Consider the following 19,936-nt stretch of genomic DNA (forward strand, 5'->3'; position numbering starts at 1 on the left):
ATGCGGAAAATCGTATGATGTCCATTATTTTTTCATCTTGTCGTAGGCTTGCTGATACAGATCCTGCAGCTTGTCGATCTTCATCTTTTTAAGGGTCGATTGGAATTCGTCCCATTTATCGAAGCTGAGTGCTCCGGCGATGAACTTCGTGCTTTGTTCTTCGTAATATTTGTCGATATCATTTCTCAGGACGTTGACTTCCTGAGCGGTATTCTCATCGAACATCGGGGATGCGTAGCGAACCTTCGGCATGAACGGCGTCAGTTTGTCCTGCGCTTCCTGAACCTGCGGAGGATTGATGAAGGAGGCTACTTTATCGCTGATGAGATGAGGCGCTCCGCCGCCTGCGTACGGCGTGATTTTACCTTGGTCACCCGTTGCGAGGAAAGCTTCCGTGTAATACGGAATGCCGTCCTTCATTTCGCAGTTCTCACCTTCCCTGCCGAAACGCAGCATTGTAGATCCTTCATCGCTGTAGAAGTAATCGATCCAGCGCATCGTGAGTTCCGGATTCTTGTTCGCAGAGGTGATGGCAAAGGCTCCGAAATCCCTGGCGATTGGCGCGCCCTGACTCTGAATTTGGTCGCCATGCGGGCCTTTGAACGGTGCGATGCCCGTATATTGATCCTGGATCTTTATGAATACATTGTTCGTCTGGTCAAAGAAAAAGCCTGTATTGCCGGAAGACTGCTTCGCCAAGTAGTCCGCTTCCTTTTGCGAGAACATATCGGGATCGAGAAGCTTTTCCTTGTAGAGCTTGTTCAGAAACTGGAGCATCTCTTTGTTCCGATCGTTACCCATCCAGATTTCGACCTTGTCGTTTACGAGATTGATGTTGTAGCCCAGCTGCTGGTCGAGGCCGAACGAACCGCTCATCATGTTGACGATTGGCAATCCTTGACCCGGCACCGGCGGACGTGCCGTCATCGGGAGCTCGTCTTTTTTGCCGTTCCCGTTCGGGTCCTTGTCGCGGAAGGCGACCAGCACGTTGTACAGATCTTCTGTCGTCTCCGGTATTTCGAGATTCAGCTTCTTGAGCCACGCTTGGTTGATCCATTTTTTGTCCGTACGCGCGGCGTCCAGGGTGACAATGCCCGGAATGGCATAAATATGGCCCTCCGGCGTTGTGATGCCCGAGCGGATTTCCGGATATTTGTCCATCAGCCCCTTAAGGTTGGGAGCATATTTATCGATCAAACCTTCTAATGGAATCAATTGACCAGCCGCGCCATAGCGTGTTGCCTCCAGCTGCGAAATCCCTGACCGGTAAAAAGCGTCAGGCAGCTCGTTGGACGCAAACAGGAGATTTTTCTTTTCCTGAAAGCCGTCCGTCGGCGCCTCGGTGAATTCCACGTGGACGTTGCTCATTTTCTCGTAATCCTGGAAAACAGGCATGTCCTTGAACGCGCCATTGACAGGGGCAATCCGGGTGAACATCTTCAGCGTGACTGGATCTTTCGTCAGCGGAAACCCGGATGCGTTGACCGTTGTTTCCGGTGCTCCCTCCGTGTTCTTGGGTTCGGCTCCTTTTTCACTATTGGAACCACAGCCCGCGAGCAAAAATGCCGAGATGAGCGCCGTGCTTAGAGCAGATCTTCCCCAATGTTTGTAATTCATCTCATGACCTCCATGTGTATGTATTCGGGAACCGCTTGAAAGCGGTTTCCATTGGTTCATGTGAGTATTATAATGGACACGGCATGACGGCAAATTCTAATAATATGACTATATACTCCACATATTTTACGGTTTAGGATTTCCTTCCGAACGGAGGCTGTTCAAATACGCTTGCGGCGTCATGCCGGTGCGTTCCTTGAACACCTTGAAGAAATAGTTGTACGTTGAAAAGCCCACCTGGCTGCTGATCTGCTTGACCGAATATTGTCCGCTTTCCAACAGCTTGCAGCCCGCGTCGATGCGGACCTTGTTCACGTATTCCGAAAATGTGAACTCGGTCTCCTCCTTAAATAACCGGCTTAAATACGAGGGGTTCAGCCCGATGGCGCCAGCCGCCAGCTCCAGCGTGATGTATCCCTGGTACCGTTCCAAGATGAAATGAATCGCCTGCGATACATGACGGGAATAATTGCCTGTGACGCGCTGCTGTTTCAGCCAGCGAAGCATCTGACCAAAGTAGGCTTGCAGCCACTGCTCCAATTCATCGATGCTGCCGGTTCGGCCCAGCTCTCCGCGCGACGGGAGTTCCTTCATCGCGGCTTCCACCGAATGCTGCGGCATGGATTTTCTTAATGCTTTGTCGGCCGTATGCAGAAGCTCGCTTGCCGCCATCTGCACCGCAGGCGCATGATATGGCAGATGACGGAGCGATGCAAACACGGAGGCGATCAAACGGTGCATCCTTGTCTGGTCCAGGCTTTCGATCGATAGGATCAATTCCTTCTGATCCTCGATGCTCGGGGCCAGCCGCAGCTGCTGCGGACTTGTCTTCTCCCCGGCCGGCCGCTCTGCCGTTTCCTCTCCTGGGCCGGACAAAGCCTTCGGGTCCGAGGACGGTGATGCATCAAGCGCCTTCACCGCCGATGCATAACTGTCGCCGAGCTGCGCCAAACGGGCACATGGGTGACCGATCGCATACGTCGTTTTCAGGTTCAGCATCAGTTCAAGTGAATGCTGAACCCTGCACATCCAGCGCCGTGCTTCGACGGCTGCGGCATGCTCGCTGCGCTCCCTGAACGCGAACACGACGACCAGCCTTCCGTTCTCCACGTAGGCGGCTGTTCGTTCGTGAATGTCGCCCAGGCTTTGCTGCATCAAGTCTACCGCCTGCTGCGCCAGACGGTTTGTTTGCATGTCGCTGTAGGACTCGGTAATTAACAAAAAGGGGGAAATTTGAACAGCCGCCACTGCAAAGCTGGCCGCTTCAGAATACAATCCGCCCAATAGGCTTGAATCCGCCACCATGGATTTCCCATCGTCCCTCCCTTTCACGAGGCTGGCGATATGTTCCCGAATGAATACGGGCCTCAGCGTATCGGCCATTTTCTTGCTAGCCAGCTGACCTTCGTTCACCTGATGTTCCTGCTGCAAGTCCGTCACGGCCTTGTTCAATACGTTTAAAAGAAGCTTCTCGTCCAGGCGGTGTTTGAGCAAATAATCAATCGCCCCGCTCCGCATGCATTCGCGCACGTAATCGTAATCGTCGTAGCTGCTCAGCATGATCGTCTTAACGGACGGGTGCCGAGCCTTGATGATACCGTGAAGCTCGACGCCGTTCATTTCCGGCATATTGACGTCGATGATGGCGATATGAGGCAGCGAATCCTCCATTACTTTTAATGCCGTTTCTCCGCTGTAGGCTTCGCCGACGAACTCGAATCCATGTTTTTTCCAGTCGGATAACGTACGGATCACATTGCAAATCAGTGGTTCGTCGTCGATTAAGAGAACCTTGAACATGGTTAGATCACCTCTTGGGCGGATGACTCCGCATGCTGTATTTTTGGAAATCGGATTTCAACCTTCGTGTACAATCCCAGCTCGCTGTGCAGGCTTAAACCGTACGGTTCACCGAACATCCTGACGATCCGCTCATGCGCGTTGCGGATGCCCATGCTGCTGAAGCGCGAGGAGGCGTCATCCCGTTCCAAGCTGCCGAGCAGCTCGGCCACCTGCTCTTGCGCTATGCCTTTTCCGTTGTCGATGACTTCGATAAGCACGTCCTGATCCTCCGCATATACCCGTATCAACACTTGCCCCCCGTTTTCGGTGGGACCGATTCCGTGCATAATGGCATTTTCCACAAGAGGCTGCAGCATGAGCTTCAGTACCTTGCATTGGAGCAGCGATTCATCCTCGATCTGGGTAAGCACTTGAATCGGCTCCAAATATTTGTATTTCACGATGGACACATAACTGTTGACATAATCCAGCTCTTCCTGGAGCGTCAGGAATTCGTTGGAGTTGCCCAAGAGACCCCTCATCAGCTCGATGAGCGAGCCCGACACTTCCTCGATGTTCGGAACACCGTTCAGCTTGGCCAAATATTTGATCGTATTCAGCGAATTATACAGAAAATGCGGACGGACCTGAGCCTGCAGCGCAGTCAGCTCGGCCTCGCGCTTCTTCTTCTCGGTCATGCGAATTCCTTCCAGCAGAGATTTCAGCTCTTCCACCATGCCGATGAACACTTGGTACAGCTGACCGACTTCGTCTTTCGTTTTGATTTCTGTTTTGGGAAATGACAGATTCCCATCCTTCACCCGGGACATCATGGACTTTAGCCTGCGGATGTTCAAGGTCGTCCGGGATGAGATCTGATGCGATACGATCAGAATGACGATGAAAACGATGATGGATACCTCGGCCAACAGGTTGCGGATCCTTGTTGACTCGGTAAGCAGTGAATCCAGTGGAACCAAAGCAATTGTACTCCACCCTGTATACTCGAAATAACGACTGACGACGATATAGGATCTTCCATGGATCGTTTGTTCCACCGCATCATTGCGTCCTTTCATGCTCTGTTTGATTTGAACTACCATATTCAGCGGAAGCGCATCCGGGGATGCTTCGGACTCGGACTGGTAAACGTACCCGTCTTGTTCATCCAGGACATACAGCATGCTGTCCGTTGTCGGCTTGACGCCGTACGTTTTTTTGATAAATTCGTAATCCAGATCAACCATGACGACCCCGACGGACTCGCGGTTATAACGAATTTCCCGCCCGACGGTCAGCGTCTCCGACGAACCTTCCGCCTTAAAGTAAGCATGCCGGGATCCGTTGCGCAGCATATAATTGAGCACGGAAGTTCCAAGAACGGAACGGTCCAACCAGGGCCCGCCGGTAAAAAACACCTTGCCGTTCAGGCCGACGACGGCGATTCGCGAAATATAAGGTTTATAATTGGTCAGCGCCGATAGAAACTCGGTCATCCGTTTCTGCTCCTGAAACCACTCATAACTGGGTTCCTCGTTCGGGCTCATGATCGTATCGATCACCGTGTTCTTGTTCGTCACCACCACCGCATTCAACCGGTCGATTTCCTCCAGCATGATATTGAGGGATTCATCCGCTTGGCGGATGCTGTTTGACACCGAAGTAACGGCATTATGCTTGATCGTCTCGCGCATGTTCATGTACACGATGCCGGTTATGGAAGCAATCGACAGAAAAGTGACCAAGGCGAACGCGATGAATATTTTCCCCTGAATGCTCGTTTGGGGTGAGAACCACTGCCTCTGAAACATTTTTTTCATTCAAAGATCTCCTCGGCAAAAAGATTTGTGCGAAAATGCAAAAAATGCAAGCGCTTTCGAAAGTGGCAGCGATGAAACGTATGCACGGTTATTTTCTTATTTGTGTCGGATCTTCTAACCATGAATTCCCAACAAATGGGCAAGGTCTTCACTCGGTGAAGATCGAATCAGCGCAGAAAATGTAAACATATTATAAAGGCAGAAATTCAATGCTGTCGAGATCAACCTTACAAAATGCCAAATAGAGGACACCGATGGACAAGCGAGCACTCGATCCACCACCAATGCACAGTAAAGTCTGATGCCGTATTACGAAGCGGCCCTTTTTAAAATAAGGTTGAGACCTTGTCTTCACCCCTGCTATCATGGAGATATGGAATCATAAGGGGGCGAATATCATGCCGCAGCATCAGAACTGGGCAGGAAATTATACATACCAAGCATCGAAGCTATATATCCCTGATACGCTGGAACAGGTACAAGAAACGGTGGCAAGCAGCCCTCGCATCAAAGTGCTGGGAACGCGCCATTCCTTCAATGGAATCGCCGACAGCGTGGGAACCCATATTTCGCTCGAAAAATTGGACCGGGTGATTGAGCTGGACCGTGAGAATCGGACGGTGACGGTTGAAGGCGGCATTCGTTATGGAGATTTATGCCGTTATTTGGACCAGCAAGGCTATGCCCTTCATAATCTCGCTTCTCTGCCTCACATTACGGTTGCCGGCGCATGCGCATCTGCTACGCACGGCTCCGGCGTTAACAATGCCAATTTGGCGGCGGCTGTCCATTCGATGGAAATCGTCGTTGCGGACGGCAGCATCATGCGGTTCAACCGGGAAACAGAAGGAAGCGTGAACGCTGCGGCGGTCGGTATAGGCGCCTTGGGCATCGTCACGAAGATTACACTCGATGTGATTCCTGCCTTCGAGATGAGTCAAACCGTCTATGAAGATCTGCCTTTGGCACATGTAAAGGACGATTTCGACAACATTGCGTCTGCCGCCTACAGCGTCAGCCTGTTCACGGATTGGAAAGCTTCTACCTTCAACCAGGTCTGGCTGAAGCATCGTCTTTCGGACCGTACTGCGGACGGGTTAGGAAATGAATTTTACGGCTCGGTTCGCGCAGCATCGAAAGTGCATCCGGTGCCAGGGTATTCCGCAGACAACTGCAGCGAGCAAATGGACATTCCCGGACCATGGTTCGAGCGGCTTCCCCACTTCCGGATGGAATTTACGCCAAGTGCCGGAGAAGAACTGCACAGCGAGTATTTCGTGCCGCGTCATCATGCTTACGAAGCCTTGAGCGCCATCGACCAGCTGCGGGAGCATATTTCTCCGCTCCTCTATATTTCAGAAGTTCGCACGATCGCGAAGGATGAATTATGGATGAGTCCGTGCTACCGTCAGGATTCGGTCGCGATTCATTTTACCTGGAAGCCGGATTGGATTGCCGTTCAGAAGGTGCTGCCGATGATCGAAGAATGTCTTACCCCCTTTGAGGCACGCCCGCATTGGGCTAAGCTATTTACGATGCCGCCTAGCCGCGTCCGGTCGCTGTACGAGCGGCTGCCTGATTTCCGGGAGCTTGTGCGTCGCTGCGATCCGGAAGGTAAATTCAGCAACGTTTTTTTGAATAAGTACGTGACAACGAACTGATTCGTTTGGGGGGAAGGAAGATCAAAACAGGAGCTTCACGATGTCGTGAGCTCCTGTTTTTTTACATGATCGTTTTTTAAACCAGTCTATCCTGTATCGACTCTCGAACACCTTTCGGGAGTTTTTGAAGAATCAAATCGTACGAGTGGTCGATCATGTCATAAATGTCGGATACCGGCAGCGATCCGTCGATACGCACGGTATTCCAGTGTTCTTTGTTCATGTGATACCCTGGCCGAACAGCCTCATGCTGCTCTCTCAGGTTCGCTGCGATCAATGGGTCGCATTTCAGGTTCAAGTCAAGTCCGTCCCCTCTCCCCTCAAACAGCAGCGCGAACATTTTGCCTCCAAGCTTATACACCAAAGTGTCCGGCCCGAAGGGGTAAACCAGCGTCACGCCTTTTTTCTTCGAACAATATTTAATGATTTGATCCTTCACACCGGTTCCTCTCTTTCAGTTGACCATCGCTTAAAATGATACAGGACAGCCGCTGAATCGCGACTTTATGCCGTAAGCCGTTCCCCTTATTCCTGCATGTCTTTGGCGAGATCCGCGGGAGACACGTTCACTGCATGTTGCAGATCAGGCAGCGACATTTCCACCTGATAGCCCACTTTCCCGCCAGAAAAACATATCGTATCGAAGTTTTCTGCAGTCCGGTCAATGAATGTTTTGAACGGCTTCTTCATTCCGATCGGCGAGCAGCCGCCGTGGACATAGCCGGTAAGGGGAAGCAGTTCCTTTTGCGGAATCATTTCCAGCGACTTTTCCCCGGCGGCCTTTGCGGCTTTTTTCAAATCGAGTTCCTTCTCGCTCGGTACCATGAAGACATAATTTTCTCTGCTCCGGCTGACCGTCACCAGTGTCTTAAACAGCGATCCGGGGTTCTGACACAAGGTGCGGGCCACATCCGCGGCATTGCGCTTGGTATTGTCGTATGCATGGAACCGATAGGGAATTTTCTTTTGGTCAAGGATTCTCATGACGTTTGTTTTATCCATGTTTTTGCTCATTTATATCACCGAATTCATCATATCATTTTTCATCTGAGGACAAAACGTCGTCCATCATATTACCGATTGTCTGATTGTGTTTTCCCTTGACCTCCGCCGCTTCTTTATCGGTGAAATGATGTCAAAAAAAGAAAAAGCCGCCGTTGAGGCGACTTTGATGATGCTTAAGATTCGTAGTTGCTTACGACGCTTGTCTATTATGCCTTCACGGCAATGACTTCGATTTCGACGAGTCCGCCCTTCGGCAGCTTGGCTACTTGAACCGCGCTTCGTGCCGGAAATGGCTCGGCGAAAAACGCTGCATATACTTCGTTCACTTTTTGAAAATCATTCATATCCTGCAAAAATACCGTCGTTTTCACGACATGGTTCATGCTGAAGCCCGCGGACTCCAAAATGGCTTTGACGTTCAACAGCGAGCGCTGCGTTTGTTCCTCGACCGTATCCGGAAACTCTCCAGCCGGGTTCATACCCAGTTGTCCGGACGAAATCAGCATATTGCCGATCTGAACCGCCTGGGAATAAGGCCCAATGGCGCCGGGCGCTTCGTTTGTTGCGATGGTTCGTCTCTCTTGTGATGTCATTGTTGTTCTCTCCTTATTCACGCTTCTTGCAGCGCTTATATATATTGGAATTGCAAAAGCCGGAGCGCTTCGAGCCGCCGAAACATGTTTTTACACTAATTGCGGCAAGGATGCAGCTGCCGGTCTTTCACAAATACCTGCTGTACATATTCGTCGATGCTAGCTGGTTTGGACTGTTTTGGATGTTGCGGCCGTATTATGGGACAGCTCTTCTCCGTCCTGCCCTTCGTATTCCTTCAGCATTTCCTTCTGCTGCTCCGGGGAAAGCTTGGCGATACCGAAGCCGGTGAATCCCCAGATGGTAGCAAAAATAATGCCCGTCCAGCATAACATCGCCCACGGCAGATAAGCGAGTGTCGCTACCCCCAGCGTTCCTGCCATGTAGGCACCCGCTGCCGTCCAAGGCAGGATCGGCTCGGTGATCGCCGCGGAATCTTCCACCGTCCGCCCCAGGTTCTTCGGATGCAAACCGCGGCGGATGTATGCTTCGCGAAGCATTTCGCCCGGCATCAGGATCGAAACCTGACCGTTGCTCGTAACACCGATCATCGTCAAACCGGTTACAATCGTGGCTACGATCAAGGAACCCGTGGAATGCACATACTTGAGAATTTTGTTCACAATCAGCTCCAGGGATTTCGTGAGCGAAATCGTGCCGGCAAACGTGATGGCGCTGAAACAGATCAGGAGCGTCCCCATCATAGAGTTCATACCGCCTCGATTCAAGAGTCTCGGAACGTCCGGAATGACGGATGCCGGGTCGAAGCCTGCCACATGCACCATGGTAATGTCAAACCCGTTCAAAACGGAATTGACGACATCATGCAGTGAAAATCCTTGGAATATCAAGGCATTGGCCATGGCGAATGCCGAGGACAGCAGCATGACCGGAAGCGTCGGCTTTTTGCGGATGGAACCGTAGAGCACGATGAGAATCGGAATAATCAGCAGCCAGTTCCAATGATATATCGTGCTCAGGGTATCCATGATGTTCACGACTTTTTCCGGAACGCCTACCCCGGCTGCATGCGTGTTGAGCCCGGTAATGACATAGACAACCCCGGCTACGACAAACGATGGCAGCGTCGTATAAAGCAGGTGACCGATATGCTCATACAGGTTGACTCCCGTGGATAGCGCCGCAATGTTCGTTGTATCCGACAGCGGTGACAGCTTGTCGCCGAAATACGCCCCGGCGACGACCGCGCCCGCAACGGCCGCCAAATTTGCATCAAGTCCGGCGCCGACGCCCATGAACGCGACCCCGATTGTGCCGGCCGATCCCCAGGATGTACCCGTACATACGGATACGACCGAAGTTACCAGGAAGGCCGTAATAAGCAAAAACTGCGGGTTAATGATTTTCAGCCCGTAATAAATCATCATCGGGATCGTACCGCCCACCATCCAGGCTCCGATCATGAATCCGACCGTGATCAGGATCAGGATGGCGGGCATCGTCTTGGCAATCTTTTGGGCAATGGAATTCAGAATCGCGTCGTAACTGTGCCCAAGCTTGACGGCAATAATTCCGGCAACGACCGTCGAGGCAATGATCAGCGGTTCGGGCGGCAGCTCGAACATCACGTATCCAAGGCACAGCAGCACGACCATCGTGATAATCGGAAGTAAAGCCAAAAACAACGTCGGTTCCTTGATGCGTCTTTCTTTTTTTGGCTCAGCCATAGTTGTATTCCCCCTGGGATGTAATGAATGATGAACTATTTCTGTCGTCGCGGATAATGATCAGCCATCCGCTGCAGTGCTTCCTCCAGAAGAGGCTTCGGCGTGGCCACGTTCAGCCGGATATATCCTGCGCCATCAGTCCCGAAAGAGGTTCCATAGCTCACGCTTACCCTGCTTTGATGTTGAAGCCACTCCGTTAAATCGCTTTCATCGGTGCTTAAAGCTGAACAATCCACCCATAATAAGTAGGTCCCCTCCGGCTGAACGACTTGAAGTCCAGGCATATGCGCCGTGATGAAATCGATCGTGAACGCGATGTTGCCCGTCAGATAGGCTCGGAGCTCGTCCAGCCAATCGTCGCAAGCGGTGTAGGCTGTTTCCAGCGCGGGCACCGAGAAAAAGGTCGGATTATGAATCCCTGCCTGCTGCAATCCATCCTTGAAACGCTGCCGCAGCTGATGATTATCGTTTTGGACGGGGAAATCAAAAAACGAAACCGGAGCCATGATAGCGGCTCCGGTTTTCATATTTGTACCCGACGCCTCCATTAATCCTCTCTGTGGGATCTGGTGTGTCCGGAATAATGCTTTGGTTTATCGTTATGCGAAGTATACGTAACATGGGCTGTATGTCGCTGGCTGTTCGAAACCTGCGAATCTGTGGAATTCGAATCGGAAGATTGTGATTTCGTTGCCTGCGTACCCGTCGTTGTGGCATCTGACGATTTCGTATCCGACGGCTGCGATGCCGCCGGCGCTTGTCCATTATCCGGGATCACGCGCCGTGCGGAGACAAACGATTTATCCCAGGCACTTCCCGCAAAGTCGGATATGGTTACCCCGATGCCGACCCGATAGGTATGAAGCAGTTGTCCGTTCCCAATATATATACTGACATGATTGATGACACCATCATGGTTCGTATCAGAAAATACGAGATCTCCCGGCTGCAGCTGGTCTTTGGAGACAGGTGTGCCTACCTGGGATTGTTCTCGCGAAGATCTAGGTAGATCAATGCCATTTTGCTTAAAGACGTATTGCGTAAATGAAGAGCAATCGAACGCGTCCGTACGGCCGGAAGAAGCGCCAAACTGATAAGGAACGCCGAGAAATTGCTTGCCTGTGGCGATGACGCTGTCCGCAACACTGCTGCTGAATGCGGCAGCGGCATGTACCTGCGGAGATGGAAGCAATACGCTTCCCGAAAAAGCAATAGAGAGACACAGTCCTACTCCGGTTAAGGTTTTGACGACTCGACTTTTTTTGATGTAATTCATGCTGTTAATCATAGAAGTCCTCCCTATATGGTGTGTTTAGGATTCGAACGAAGCCCGAGTGAACCTGTGGAAACAATCGATGCCGCATTGACGTTTTCATGGTCTCGTCCGCCCTACACATTCAGTTATACACGATAAAGCTTAAAATTACATTAGAAATATTAAAAAAATGTAACCTGTTAATAATTAACAGATTACATGCGGATGATGTATACCATTTGGTCTAATGATTTCTTGCATCTCCATCCTTCGATTGGGATAACCTTTCTATAATGACCGAGATGGAGCTTTGGTGTCAGTGCTTTACCTTTATTCGGCCCCTACGACCCGGTGCGGCACATAGGGAGCTTCCAGGGACTTCACTTCTTCTGCCGTCAGCCGGATGGACAGTGCAGCAACCGCATCCTCCAGATGGGAAATCTTCGTCGCCCCGATGATCGGTGCCGTCACCGGTTCTTTTTGCAGCAGCCATGCGAGCGCAATCTGAACTCGCGGTACGCCTCGTTTTTCCGCAATTGCGGCAACCTCCTCCACAATCTGCCGGTCGGTATCCGCGGTTGAGTCATAATGGTTTTGCATGGAAACGAATCGGGTCCAGCCGTTATTCTCCGCGACATGCAGCGCTTTTAAAAACTGCCAGGCATACATGGCGGAAGCGCCTATGTATCTGGCTTTGCCAGCCTTCACCACGTCATGGAGGGCTTCCATCGTTTCCTCGATCGGCGTACGGTAATCCCAGCGGTGAATTTGGTACAAATCCACATAATCCGTTCCCAGTCGCTTTAAGCTTTTATCGATTTCGCTCATGATGGCTTTACGGGAAAGACCGGCTCCATTAGGCCCATCGTGCATCCGGAAATGAACCTTCGTCGCCAGAACGATTTCGTCCCGGTTCGCATAATCCTTTAGCGCTCTTCCAACAATCTCTTCACTGGTGCCATCTGAATACACATTGGCGGTATCAAAAAAATTGATGCCCAGCTCAAGCGCTTTTTTAATAATAGGGCGGCTGCTCTCCTCATTCTGCACCCACGGGTGAACCCAGCGTTCCGCGACGCCAAAACCCATGCATCCCAAGCAAAGTCGAGACACATCCAAACCGGTATTTCCAAGCTTTACGTATTCCATGCCTGCTTCCCCGCTTTCATCACATGTTTTAAATCAAATGAATTTTCGTGAATACGTGCGGTTCTATATTCTTGTATAAGTGCCTTGATTCCTGCCCTTTTTGCCGGAAATGATGATTTATTATTTTTGTAATGGATACAAAAATTCAATATAATATGGTTAGTGCACCTACGGGCGGGAGGACAGTCCATGAACAAAGAAAAGAAGATTCTCATGGGTTTCAGAGACGTGTATAACAAGATGGTTTGGCTTAATAAGGATAAGATGGAGGCAAGCCTGAAAGGTTACACGTCTTCCGAAGTCCATTGCGTCGAATATATCGGTAAAAATACGGATCCCAACGTGACCAAGCTTGCGGAGTTCTTTTATATGACCCGCGGGGCCATGAGCAAAATGACGAAGAAGCTCATTCAAAAAGGACTGATTGAAAGCTATCAAAAGTCGGATAACAAGAAAGAAATTTATTATCGGCTTACGGAGCTAGGGAAAACCATTTTTCAAATACATGAGGATCTGCACCAAGAATTTCGTGAGCGGGACAAAGCCGTTTTTGACCAGCTGACCGAGGAACAATTCGATAGCATGCTTCGCTTCGTGGAACAGTACAGCAGGCATTTGGATGCAGAAATAAAGAAGCTGGGTAAAGAAATGAAGTCGGAATAATGTTGATTTATGTAAAAAAACTACAGGCAGTCGGGCTCTATAATGAGCAGGCTGTTTTTTTATTTCCGCATTTTTGTTGACAAGGAAACAAACCTGATATACGCTGATTATGTTTCCAAGGAAATAAAAATGCATCATCCGAAGGGAGATTTTTCATGCTCAAATGGAGATCAAACCATGAACAGAACAACGACCAAACCATAGATAAACACGCATTAATATTCGGCCTTATCTCCGTGTTTCTTTGTGGAATAGGCTTCAGTATCATAGCACCTGTCGTTCCATTCCTGGTGAAGCCTTATATAAATCAACCGGGAGATCAAGCGGTCGTCGTGACGCTGCTGACTTCTGTGTATGCATTCTGCGTGTTTTTTGCAGCCCCCGTCCTTGGAGCTTTGAGCGACAAATATGGCCGTCGTCCCTTGCTCTTGATATGCCTGTTGGGTTCCGCAATCGGGTACTTTATCTTTGGTATTGGTGGAGCCCTATGGGTACTATTTGCCGGGCGCATTATTGAGGGGATTACCGGAGGAAGCATCGGAACGATCTTCGCTTATTTTGCAGACATCATCCCTCCGCAGCAAAGAACCAAATATTTTGGATGGGTGAGCGCAGTCGTGGGCGCAGGCACCGTCATTGGTCCGACTCTAGGAGGATTGCTTGCCAAGTTTGGCTATGCTGTCCCCATGTACTTTGGAGCCGTCATAACAGTATTGAATGTCATCTATGGATTCTTTTTTATGCCTGAGAGCCTTAAGAAGAACCATAGACTGAACGAGATTACCTGGGTAAGGCTGAATCCATTCACGCAGCTTGCAAACCTTCTTTCCATGAAAATCTTAAGAAGGCTGCTTGTCTCAGCGTTTCTACTTTGGATACCGAACGGATCTTTGCAAGCCGTTTTTTCACAATTTACGATGGATACCTTTCATTGGAAGCCTGCATTAATCGGACTTATGTTTTCAATTATGGGCATCCAGGACATCCTTTCACAAGGTTTCATCATGCCAAAGCTTTTGAAAAAACTGAAGGATAAGCAAATCGCACTGCTCGGAATGGTCTCGGAGATCATAGGCTACAGTTTTATAGCAGGATCGGCTCTGTTCTCCTTCTATCCCCTTCTCATCGCAGGCATGTTTGTGTTTGGTTTCGGGGATTCGATCTTCGGGCCTTCATTCAATGGGATGCTCTCCAATTCGGTTGATTCGAGTGAACAAGGAAGGGTTCAGGGCGGCAGCCAATCGATTCAGGCTTTAGCCAGAATGATTGGGCCGATCCTCGGAGGTCAAATTTATGTACTGCTTGGTCATGCCGCACCCGCATTCATGGGAATGATTCTTATCGCAGCGGCAATACTTATTTTATACAAAAGAACGCATGTAAGTATGTAACTCTGAAGCCCTATTCGTGTATTGTACATCTGAAGGGACGCCTAGCGGATTCTTATACAGGATCTGAGATATTCGGACAATTTATTCAATACCTTCTCCTGATTTATTTCTGTTCATTGCGGAATGATAATCCAGCTTCAGCTAAAGCAGCCCTCAGCTTCGGCATTGAAGCTGGTCCCATGCCGTGAAATTTCAAGATCTCCTTATCCGAATACTCGGAGAGCTCTTGAAGAGTGAGAATGCCATGGTTCTCCAGAGCTCTTCTTGCCGGTGCCGAAAGAGAAGATAAGAATCCATCCTGAGGTTTGCGTTCCTGCTCACATACCGGGCATGTAGGACAATCGCTGCTTTTATAAAAGTGGTGCCCTTTATAACATGTTCTTCGTTCTCTATTGGAATCTTCCACTCCTTAATGACACGCTCCCTATATCAAATGCGGTGAATGATAGGATCACCAAGTCACCATTCAATAAAATTATTCTCAATCAAGGACTCGAATGAAGCCGCTGTCAGCTTAATCTCCCCTGTTAAGTGATCGTACATGAATACCTGCCCCGCCTGGTCGATGAAAATAGGATCGCCGGAGCCATCCATCGAGATGACATAGCTTGTTTGCAGCGTCTCTGCAAAGTCGGATGATTGGAATTGCTCCCGAAATCTCAGCGTTAAATCGACGACCGACTCCTTTCCGAGACTTGAGCCATTGGAAAAGGCATATACCGCCAGACCTACATATGCTCCACCAAAGGTACGGATAAACTGCAGATAATCGTCATAAAAGTCTACATGCAGCCGCTGCTGAGCGTTAGATATTTCGTCCTCCGTCGCCGGACTGCCGAGTAGCGTAATATTGTCCTCCCGAAGTAGAAAAGCCTTTAATCTCTTCATCAATGCATCGTTCATAGAAACGTCGCCCTCCCTGCTCATGATTTGTAATCACTTGCCATAAAAGCATTGCCGTCGCATCCATACTTTTACCGTTTCGGGAATCTTCAGCCTGCGCGTCAGCGCGTTCGCATCATTTTTCAAAAAATTGCCGCGAAGAACTCGTCGGCTCCACTCTTACATTTTCTTACATAACGCGTAACAATACAAGTCCTGGACAACCAAACTCCGTCTATACGGGACATCACGTGATTAGATAGTGTGATCGATTTGACGGATAGGTTGACGACTGCCTTTAATTGCGGGTATTATAGATACATCGAATCTATGATTAAACAGCTTCTGGATGGGTATTCATCTCTATGGCTGTATTGGTGAAGCCTCTGAATACCTTGAATGCTCGAACTTGTTTGATCAAGCCGCCATGTTCTTTGCATGTTAGAGGGCATGGTCAAGCTCGAAATAATCATAGATATCGTAAGTCTGTAATATCTTCATATGATATATCCGGAGGGATGAAACATGATGAAATACGATTGTGCCATTGTCGGTGGAGGGCCGGCAGGATTGAATGCAGCGCTGGTGCTCGGGAGAGCCAGACGCTCTGTCGCGCTGTTTGACAGCAACCAGCCGAGAAATCGTGTGACCCACGCCTCACATGGCTTTATTACGCGTGACGGCGTAAAACCGGCAGAATTTCGGCGCATCGCATATGAGGAGTTACTCCGCTACCCGTCAGTCCAGCATCGGCAGTCTGAGGTGATCGAGATTCATTCAGCGGATCATTGCTTTGAACTTACAACCGCATCAGACGAACGTGTGCAGGCACGGAAATTGATCTTGTCTGCCGGGCTGAAAGAAATTTTCCCCGACATTGAAGGGATACATGACTTTTACGGAACAAGCCTGTTTAACTGCCCCTTCTGTGACGGTTGGGAGCTGAGGGATCAACCGCTCGCAGTGATCTCCGACCATCCGGCTGTTTTTCACAAGCTAAAGCTGCTGCTCAACTGGAGCCGGGATATTATCGCATGCACCAATGGCAACCAAAGTCTGTTAAACGATGCACAGCGTCACGAGCTTATATCGAGAGGAATACAGGTCGTGGATACGCCGATCGCAGCATTATCCGGAACGGATGGAATCTTGGAACGTGTACATTTCACGGATGGAACGGAGATCATGCGAAGCGGCGGATTCATTGATCCCGTGCAGCTGCCTTACGCAAGCTTCCAAGAAACATTAGGCTATGAGACTTCTGACAACGGAGGCATCGTTGCCGATGCGATGGGAAAAACCAGCGTCGCCGGATTATTCGCAGCCGGGGATATGGCGTATGTGATGCCTTCCCAATTGATATATGCCGCAGCCTCCGGCAGCAAAGCCGCGATGTCCGTGATGGCGGAACTGACCGAAGAAGATTGGCAGTCGATGTAAGATAGCGCAGATTCTCAAGGCGGAGAAAGCAATCTATAAGCCGGCTGTACGGTCACTCGTGATCTGATCTGCCCCATGTTGCGCGAATCCCCTCCGCCTCTAGAACCATTCGGCGGATCAGTTCGGCGACCGTAGGAATATCATGGATCATGCCGGTCACCTGACCCGCCCAGCCGAAGCCCTCTTCTTGTACACCTTCGTATATAAAGCGTTTATTGGCGGCACCGCTAATATAATTTCTGAGTGCCTCATCATCTGGCGCCGCGCGCTCAACGGCTAGAATGGTATCGGTATAAGCACTCCGCAAAACTCTGCCAGGCGTGCCAAGCGAGCGTTTGATCACCGACGTATCGGTTTCCGAGCTCTCGATCAGCGCCTGTTTATAGACGTCCGAAGCATGGACGCAGTCCTGAGTGGCGATAAAGCGAGTGCCCATTTCGATTCCTTCCGCTCCAAGCGCGTGTGCTGCCATCCAGCCGCGCCCATCCCCAATACCTCCTGAGGCTACGACCGGGATTTGCACCGCATCGACGACCTGGGGCACGAGCACCAGGGTTCCGACATCGTCACGGCCCAGGTGTCCGCCTCCCTCCTGCCCGACGACAATGACGGCAGATGCGCCGAGCTGCTCCGCCTTTTGCGCTTGTCTTCGTGATGAAACGAGCACGAGCGTTTTTGTATCCGTGGACTGCAGCTGTTCCAGAATCGGAGCGGGATTCCCGCCCGTTAAGGTCACAACGGGGATCTGCTCGTCGATAGCTACCTGCAACCGGTCGCGGAAGTCGACATGGTGCATTCCGAACGCAAAGTTAACTCCAAGAGGCTTATCCGTTAAGGTACGCGCTTGATGTATTTCTGCTCGCAGAGCGGCCGCGTTCGGAAGGCTCATGGCCGTAATTTGGCCCAGTCCACCGGCGTTCGATACGGCAGCAGCGAGATCGGCATAGGCGAGATAAGCCAAGCCTCCCTGTATGATTGGATACTTGATTTGCAGCAGATCCGTCAGGCGCGTGCTCCATTTCATTGGGATCCTCCCCCTGCCTCTTGTTCTTGATTCGCGGATGATTCAAAGTATATCGAATAATGAAGAGCGCATCTCTCGTTGAAGCTTGCCTGGCAATGAGGACAGTTTATTGTGTGCATATATTCTATGATGGTGAGCTCGTTGTGGCAGCTGCCGCACAGGATCGCCGAATGATCGAACTGCTCCCGCGGCCAGCGCTCGATGCTGTGATCCGCATGTTCCTCATGGCATTTGTAGCAAGGATAATACCGGCCGCAGCATTTGAACTTGATCGCGATAATATCCTTTTCGGTATGATAATGAACGCACCTTGTCGCGTTATCCACGACAGCTCCATATATGCGCATCTAAATCCCCTCCATTTTCAATAGCATCAGAATGATCGGAAACGCAGCGGCGGTTCCTATAACGGCAAAATCCATCGGTTTGAAACCTAGCCGTACATAAACGGTCCTTCCTTTTCCATCCCCAAAAGCGCGGGCATCAATAGCCAAGGTCAGCTGCTCAGCGCGCTGAATCGTCGTAAATAACAACGGAACGAGTATCGGAATATATGCAAAAATACGTTTGACCGGGTTGAAATTGGCGATATCATATCCTCTGGCTTTTTGGGCCAGGAGAATGCGGTCAAGCTCCTGCGTAATTGTTGGAACAAAACGAATGGCTATCACGATCATGAGGGCAAACTGCTCCACAGGCAAATTGAGCTTGGACAAAGGAGCCAGCAGCTTTTCCAGTCCATGGGCCAAAGACAAGGGTTTGGTCGTTAACGTTAACAAAGAGGCGAGCAGCACGAGCAGAATGATTCGTAAAACGTAACGTGTGCCATTCTGAAGTCCTTCTGCAGTCACTCTGAACATTTCCCAAGACCAAATGGCGGTACCTTGGGTGAGCATGGCATGATAAATAAAGGTAAACATCAAAATAAATAAAAGCGGCCGCAGTCCTCTTACAAATATACGAAGCGGGATCTTAGTCAAGAATATCAGCACCATGACAAGAATCGTTGCGGCGGCATAACTGATGAACGAATCCAGCAGCAGAAAGCTCGCCATGATCATGATCATGCTGAGCAGCTTCGTACGCGGATCGAGAAGGTGAAAGATAGAATTCGTCTCGGTATATTGTCCTAAGAGGATACTATTTGCCATGGGAGAATCCCCTTGATGGCCAGAGTGGCCGTATTTTTTCGAAAATGTCCTGCTCCCTGCAGCTTTCAACTTCGATGGCGTGACCGCATAAATCCTCTACCAGCTTCAAAAGCTGAACGGCTTCCGGAAGCGGCAACCCGGCTTCCTCAAGCAATGCATGCTCTTGAAGGAAAAGCGTATTGGCATCCCAATGCCCCAAGAGATGGCCTTCGTGGAAAACCATGACCTCATCCGAATATTCTGCGACGTCATCCATGTGATGTGACACGAAAAGTACGGTACGGTCGTCCTGCTGCTGCCATTCCTTTAAACGTCTCAGCAATATTGAGCGGCTTAAGGGGTCAAGACCTGCCGTGGGCTCATCTAAAATAAGCAGCTTCGGATTCATCATCAGCACCGAAGCGATCGCTATTCGGCGCTTTTGCCCGCCGCTCAATTGAAAAGGAGAGCTAGGCAGAATATCTTTTGACATTCCGATCTGCGGCAGAATGCGTTCAATTGCCTGCGTAATCTGCGCAGACGACTCCCCTCTCATCTTTAGAGCGAAAGCTAGCTCCTTCAATACGGTCGTTTCAAAGATTTGATGCTCCGGATATTGAAAAACAAAGCCGATATCCGGGTTGACCCTGATTCGGCCTTGGTTATCTTTCGGAACGGGTTGCCGGTTTACAAGGTAGTCACCCTGAAACTCGGGAATGAGTCCCTTCACTACTTTTACAAAGGTCGATTTACCCGCTCCCGTAGGACCGATGACGGAAATCCATTTCCCTTCCCCGATCGTGCAGCTGATATTATCCAAAATTGTCCTTCCATCATA

20 protein-coding genes are annotated in these 19,936 nt (G+C 50.1%); 4 read left to right on the forward strand and 16 right to left on the reverse strand.

The window, feature by feature from the left end; all coding sequences use genetic code 11:
- Window positions 1–24 precede the first annotated feature (24 nt).
- From PCH05_RS17790 to PCH05_RS17800, 3 genes are all read right to left on the reverse strand, one after another.
- The gene (locus PCH05_RS17790) at window positions 25–1,617 is read right to left on the reverse strand and encodes an extracellular solute-binding protein (protein WP_127604290.1); all 1,593 of its coding nucleotides are present in this window, start codon (window positions 1,615–1,617) and stop codon (window positions 25–27) included.
- A gap of 126 nt (window positions 1,618–1,743) precedes the next feature.
- Window positions 1,744–3,417, reverse strand: coding sequence for a response regulator (locus tag PCH05_RS17795; protein ID WP_127604292.1), 1,674 nt, complete (start codon window positions 3,415–3,417; stop codon window positions 1,744–1,746).
- Window positions 3,418–3,419: 2 nt separating this feature from the next.
- Window positions 3,420–5,219, reverse strand: a complete 1,800-nt coding sequence (locus PCH05_RS17800; protein ID WP_127604294.1) for a cache domain-containing sensor histidine kinase — start codon at window positions 5,217–5,219, stop codon at window positions 3,420–3,422.
- A 398-nt stretch (window positions 5,220–5,617) separates the two neighbouring features.
- On the opposite strand from PCH05_RS17800, the gene PCH05_RS17805 reads away from it, so the two are divergent.
- Window positions 5,618–6,880 carry an FAD-binding protein gene (locus PCH05_RS17805; RefSeq protein ID WP_127604296.1) on the forward strand — a complete coding sequence of 421 codons (1,263 nt, stop codon included), beginning with the start codon at window positions 5,618–5,620 and terminating at the stop codon, window positions 6,878–6,880.
- A gap of 76 nt (window positions 6,881–6,956) precedes the next feature.
- Here PCH05_RS17805 and PCH05_RS17810 read toward each other — a convergent pair whose 3' ends face one another.
- From PCH05_RS17810 to PCH05_RS17840, 7 genes are all read right to left on the reverse strand, one after another.
- Window positions 6,957–7,319: an MmcQ/YjbR family DNA-binding protein gene (locus tag PCH05_RS17810; protein ID WP_127604299.1), complete on the reverse strand. Its 363-nt coding sequence runs from the start codon at window positions 7,317–7,319 to the stop codon at window positions 6,957–6,959.
- Window positions 7,320–7,405: 86 nt separating this feature from the next.
- Window positions 7,406–7,882 carry a Cys-tRNA(Pro) deacylase gene (gene ybaK, locus PCH05_RS17815; protein ID WP_246049705.1) on the reverse strand — a complete coding sequence of 159 codons (477 nt, stop codon included), beginning with the start codon at window positions 7,880–7,882 and terminating at the stop codon, window positions 7,406–7,408.
- A 209-nt stretch (window positions 7,883–8,091) separates the two neighbouring features.
- A complete protein-coding gene (locus PCH05_RS17820) occupies window positions 8,092–8,478 on the reverse strand; it encodes a RidA family protein (protein WP_127604303.1) in 387 nt (128 codons plus the stop codon).
- Between the two features lie 159 nt (window positions 8,479–8,637).
- Window positions 8,638–10,164, reverse strand: coding sequence for a Na+/H+ antiporter NhaC (nhaC, locus tag PCH05_RS17825; protein ID WP_127604305.1), 1,527 nt, complete (start codon window positions 10,162–10,164; stop codon window positions 8,638–8,640).
- Window positions 10,165–10,199: 35 nt separating this feature from the next.
- Window positions 10,200–10,691: an aminotransferase class I/II-fold pyridoxal phosphate-dependent enzyme gene (locus tag PCH05_RS17830; protein ID WP_246049707.1), complete on the reverse strand. Its 492-nt coding sequence runs from the start codon at window positions 10,689–10,691 to the stop codon at window positions 10,200–10,202.
- Window positions 10,692–10,711: 20 nt separating this feature from the next.
- Window positions 10,712–11,452 (reverse strand): C40 family peptidase, encoded by a 741-nt coding sequence (locus PCH05_RS17835; protein ID WP_307719550.1) that lies wholly within the window; start codon window positions 11,450–11,452, stop codon window positions 10,712–10,714.
- Window positions 11,453–11,749: 297 nt separating this feature from the next.
- Complete coding sequence (locus PCH05_RS17840) at window positions 11,750–12,568, reverse strand: aldo/keto reductase (protein WP_127604309.1); 819 nt, start codon at window positions 12,566–12,568, stop codon at window positions 11,750–11,752.
- A 189-nt stretch (window positions 12,569–12,757) separates the two neighbouring features.
- On the opposite strand from PCH05_RS17840, the gene PCH05_RS17845 reads away from it, so the two are divergent.
- Window positions 12,758–13,231, forward strand: coding sequence for a MarR family transcriptional regulator (locus PCH05_RS17845; protein ID WP_127604311.1), 474 nt, complete (start codon window positions 12,758–12,760; stop codon window positions 13,229–13,231).
- 155 nt (window positions 13,232–13,386) lie between these two features.
- On the forward strand, window positions 13,387–14,622 hold the full coding sequence (locus PCH05_RS17850; RefSeq protein ID WP_127604313.1) for an MFS transporter: 1,236 nt from the start codon (window positions 13,387–13,389) through the stop codon (window positions 14,620–14,622).
- Window positions 14,623–14,725: 103 nt separating this feature from the next.
- Here the strand turns inward: PCH05_RS17850 and PCH05_RS17855 are convergent, their stop codons facing one another.
- Both PCH05_RS17855 and PCH05_RS17860 read right to left on the reverse strand, forming a co-directional pair.
- Complete coding sequence (locus PCH05_RS17855; protein WP_127604315.1) at window positions 14,726–15,028, reverse strand: RNA polymerase alpha subunit C-terminal domain-containing protein; 303 nt, start codon at window positions 15,026–15,028, stop codon at window positions 14,726–14,728.
- A 53-nt stretch (window positions 15,029–15,081) separates the two neighbouring features.
- Window positions 15,082–15,525 (reverse strand): SMI1/KNR4 family protein, encoded by a 444-nt coding sequence (locus PCH05_RS17860; protein ID WP_127604317.1) that lies wholly within the window; start codon window positions 15,523–15,525, stop codon window positions 15,082–15,084.
- Between the two features lie 507 nt (window positions 15,526–16,032).
- Between PCH05_RS17860 and PCH05_RS17865 the strand changes: the two genes are divergently transcribed.
- A complete protein-coding gene (locus tag PCH05_RS17865; RefSeq protein ID WP_127604465.1) occupies window positions 16,033–16,944 on the forward strand; it encodes an NAD(P)/FAD-dependent oxidoreductase in 912 nt (303 codons plus the stop codon).
- Between the two features lie 52 nt (window positions 16,945–16,996).
- Here the strand turns inward: PCH05_RS17865 and PCH05_RS17870 are convergent, their stop codons facing one another.
- From PCH05_RS17870 to PCH05_RS17885, 4 genes are read right to left on the reverse strand one after another with little or no spacing between them, the layout of a single operon-like run.
- Entirely contained in the window at window positions 16,997–17,968 is a 972-nt protein-coding gene (locus tag PCH05_RS17870; protein ID WP_127604319.1) for an NAD(P)H-dependent flavin oxidoreductase, read from the reverse strand.
- Complete coding sequence (locus tag PCH05_RS17875) at window positions 17,965–18,315, reverse strand: CHY zinc finger protein (RefSeq protein WP_127604321.1); 351 nt, start codon at window positions 18,313–18,315, stop codon at window positions 17,965–17,967. Before PCH05_RS17875 ends, PCH05_RS17870 begins: the two co-directional genes overlap by 4 nt.
- Window positions 18,316–19,119 carry an energy-coupling factor transporter transmembrane component T family protein gene (locus PCH05_RS17880; protein WP_127604323.1) on the reverse strand — a complete coding sequence of 268 codons (804 nt, stop codon included), beginning with the start codon at window positions 19,117–19,119 and terminating at the stop codon, window positions 18,316–18,318.
- Window positions 19,109–19,918 (reverse strand): ATP-binding cassette domain-containing protein, encoded by an 810-nt coding sequence (locus PCH05_RS17885; protein WP_246049710.1) that lies wholly within the window; start codon window positions 19,916–19,918, stop codon window positions 19,109–19,111. Before PCH05_RS17885 ends, PCH05_RS17880 begins: the two co-directional genes overlap by 11 nt.
- Window positions 19,919–19,936 lie beyond the last annotated feature (18 nt).

Source organism: Paenibacillus chibensis, assembly GCF_004001045.1.
Classification (GTDB): Bacteria; Bacillota; Bacilli; order Paenibacillales; family Paenibacillaceae; genus Paenibacillus_AQ; species Paenibacillus_AQ chibensis.

Excerpts from the sequence above, each read along its gene's own strand:
- PCH05_RS17800 (WP_127604294.1), bottom strand. The coding sequence starts at position 5,219 with ATGAAAAAAATGTTTCAGAGGCAGTGGTTCTCACCCCAAACGAGCATT.
- ybaK (WP_246049705.1), bottom strand. The coding sequence starts at position 7,882 with ATGGATAAAACAAACGTCATGAGAATCCTTGACCAAAAGAAAATTCCC.
- PCH05_RS17865 (WP_127604465.1), top strand. The coding sequence starts at position 16,033 with ATGAAATACGATTGTGCCATTGTCGGTGGAGGGCCGGCAGGATTGAAT.
- PCH05_RS17840 (WP_127604309.1), bottom strand. The coding sequence starts at position 12,568 with ATGGAATACGTAAAGCTTGGAAATACCGGTTTGGATGTGTCTCGACTT.
- nhaC (WP_127604305.1), bottom strand. The coding sequence starts at position 10,164 with ATGGCTGAGCCAAAAAAAGAAAGACGCATCAAGGAACCGACGTTGTTT.
- PCH05_RS17830 (WP_246049707.1), bottom strand. The coding sequence starts at position 10,691 with ATGAAAACCGGAGCCGCTATCATGGCTCCGGTTTCGTTTTTTGATTTC.
- PCH05_RS17850 (WP_127604313.1), top strand. The coding sequence starts at position 13,387 with ATGCTCAAATGGAGATCAAACCATGAACAGAACAACGACCAAACCATA.
- PCH05_RS17870 (WP_127604319.1), bottom strand. The coding sequence starts at position 17,968 with ATGAAATGGAGCACGCGCCTGACGGATCTGCTGCAAATCAAGTATCCA.
- PCH05_RS17880 (WP_127604323.1), bottom strand. The coding sequence starts at position 19,119 with ATGGCAAATAGTATCCTCTTAGGACAATATACCGAGACGAATTCTATC.
- PCH05_RS17860 (WP_127604317.1), bottom strand. The coding sequence starts at position 15,525 with ATGAACGATGCATTGATGAAGAGATTAAAGGCTTTTCTACTTCGGGAG.
- PCH05_RS17835 (WP_307719550.1), bottom strand. The coding sequence starts at position 11,452 with ATGATTAACAGCATGAATTACATCAAAAAAAGTCGAGTCGTCAAAACC.
- PCH05_RS17805 (WP_127604296.1), top strand. The coding sequence starts at position 5,618 with ATGCCGCAGCATCAGAACTGGGCAGGAAATTATACATACCAAGCATCG.
- PCH05_RS17790 (WP_127604290.1), bottom strand. The coding sequence starts at position 1,617 with ATGAATTACAAACATTGGGGAAGATCTGCTCTAAGCACGGCGCTCATC.
- PCH05_RS17845 (WP_127604311.1), top strand. The coding sequence starts at position 12,758 with ATGAACAAAGAAAAGAAGATTCTCATGGGTTTCAGAGACGTGTATAAC.
- PCH05_RS17820 (WP_127604303.1), bottom strand. The coding sequence starts at position 8,478 with ATGACATCACAAGAGAGACGAACCATCGCAACAAACGAAGCGCCCGGC.
- PCH05_RS17795 (WP_127604292.1), bottom strand. The coding sequence starts at position 3,417 with ATGTTCAAGGTTCTCTTAATCGACGACGAACCACTGATTTGCAATGTG.
- PCH05_RS17875 (WP_127604321.1), bottom strand. The coding sequence starts at position 18,315 with ATGCGCATATATGGAGCTGTCGTGGATAACGCGACAAGGTGCGTTCAT.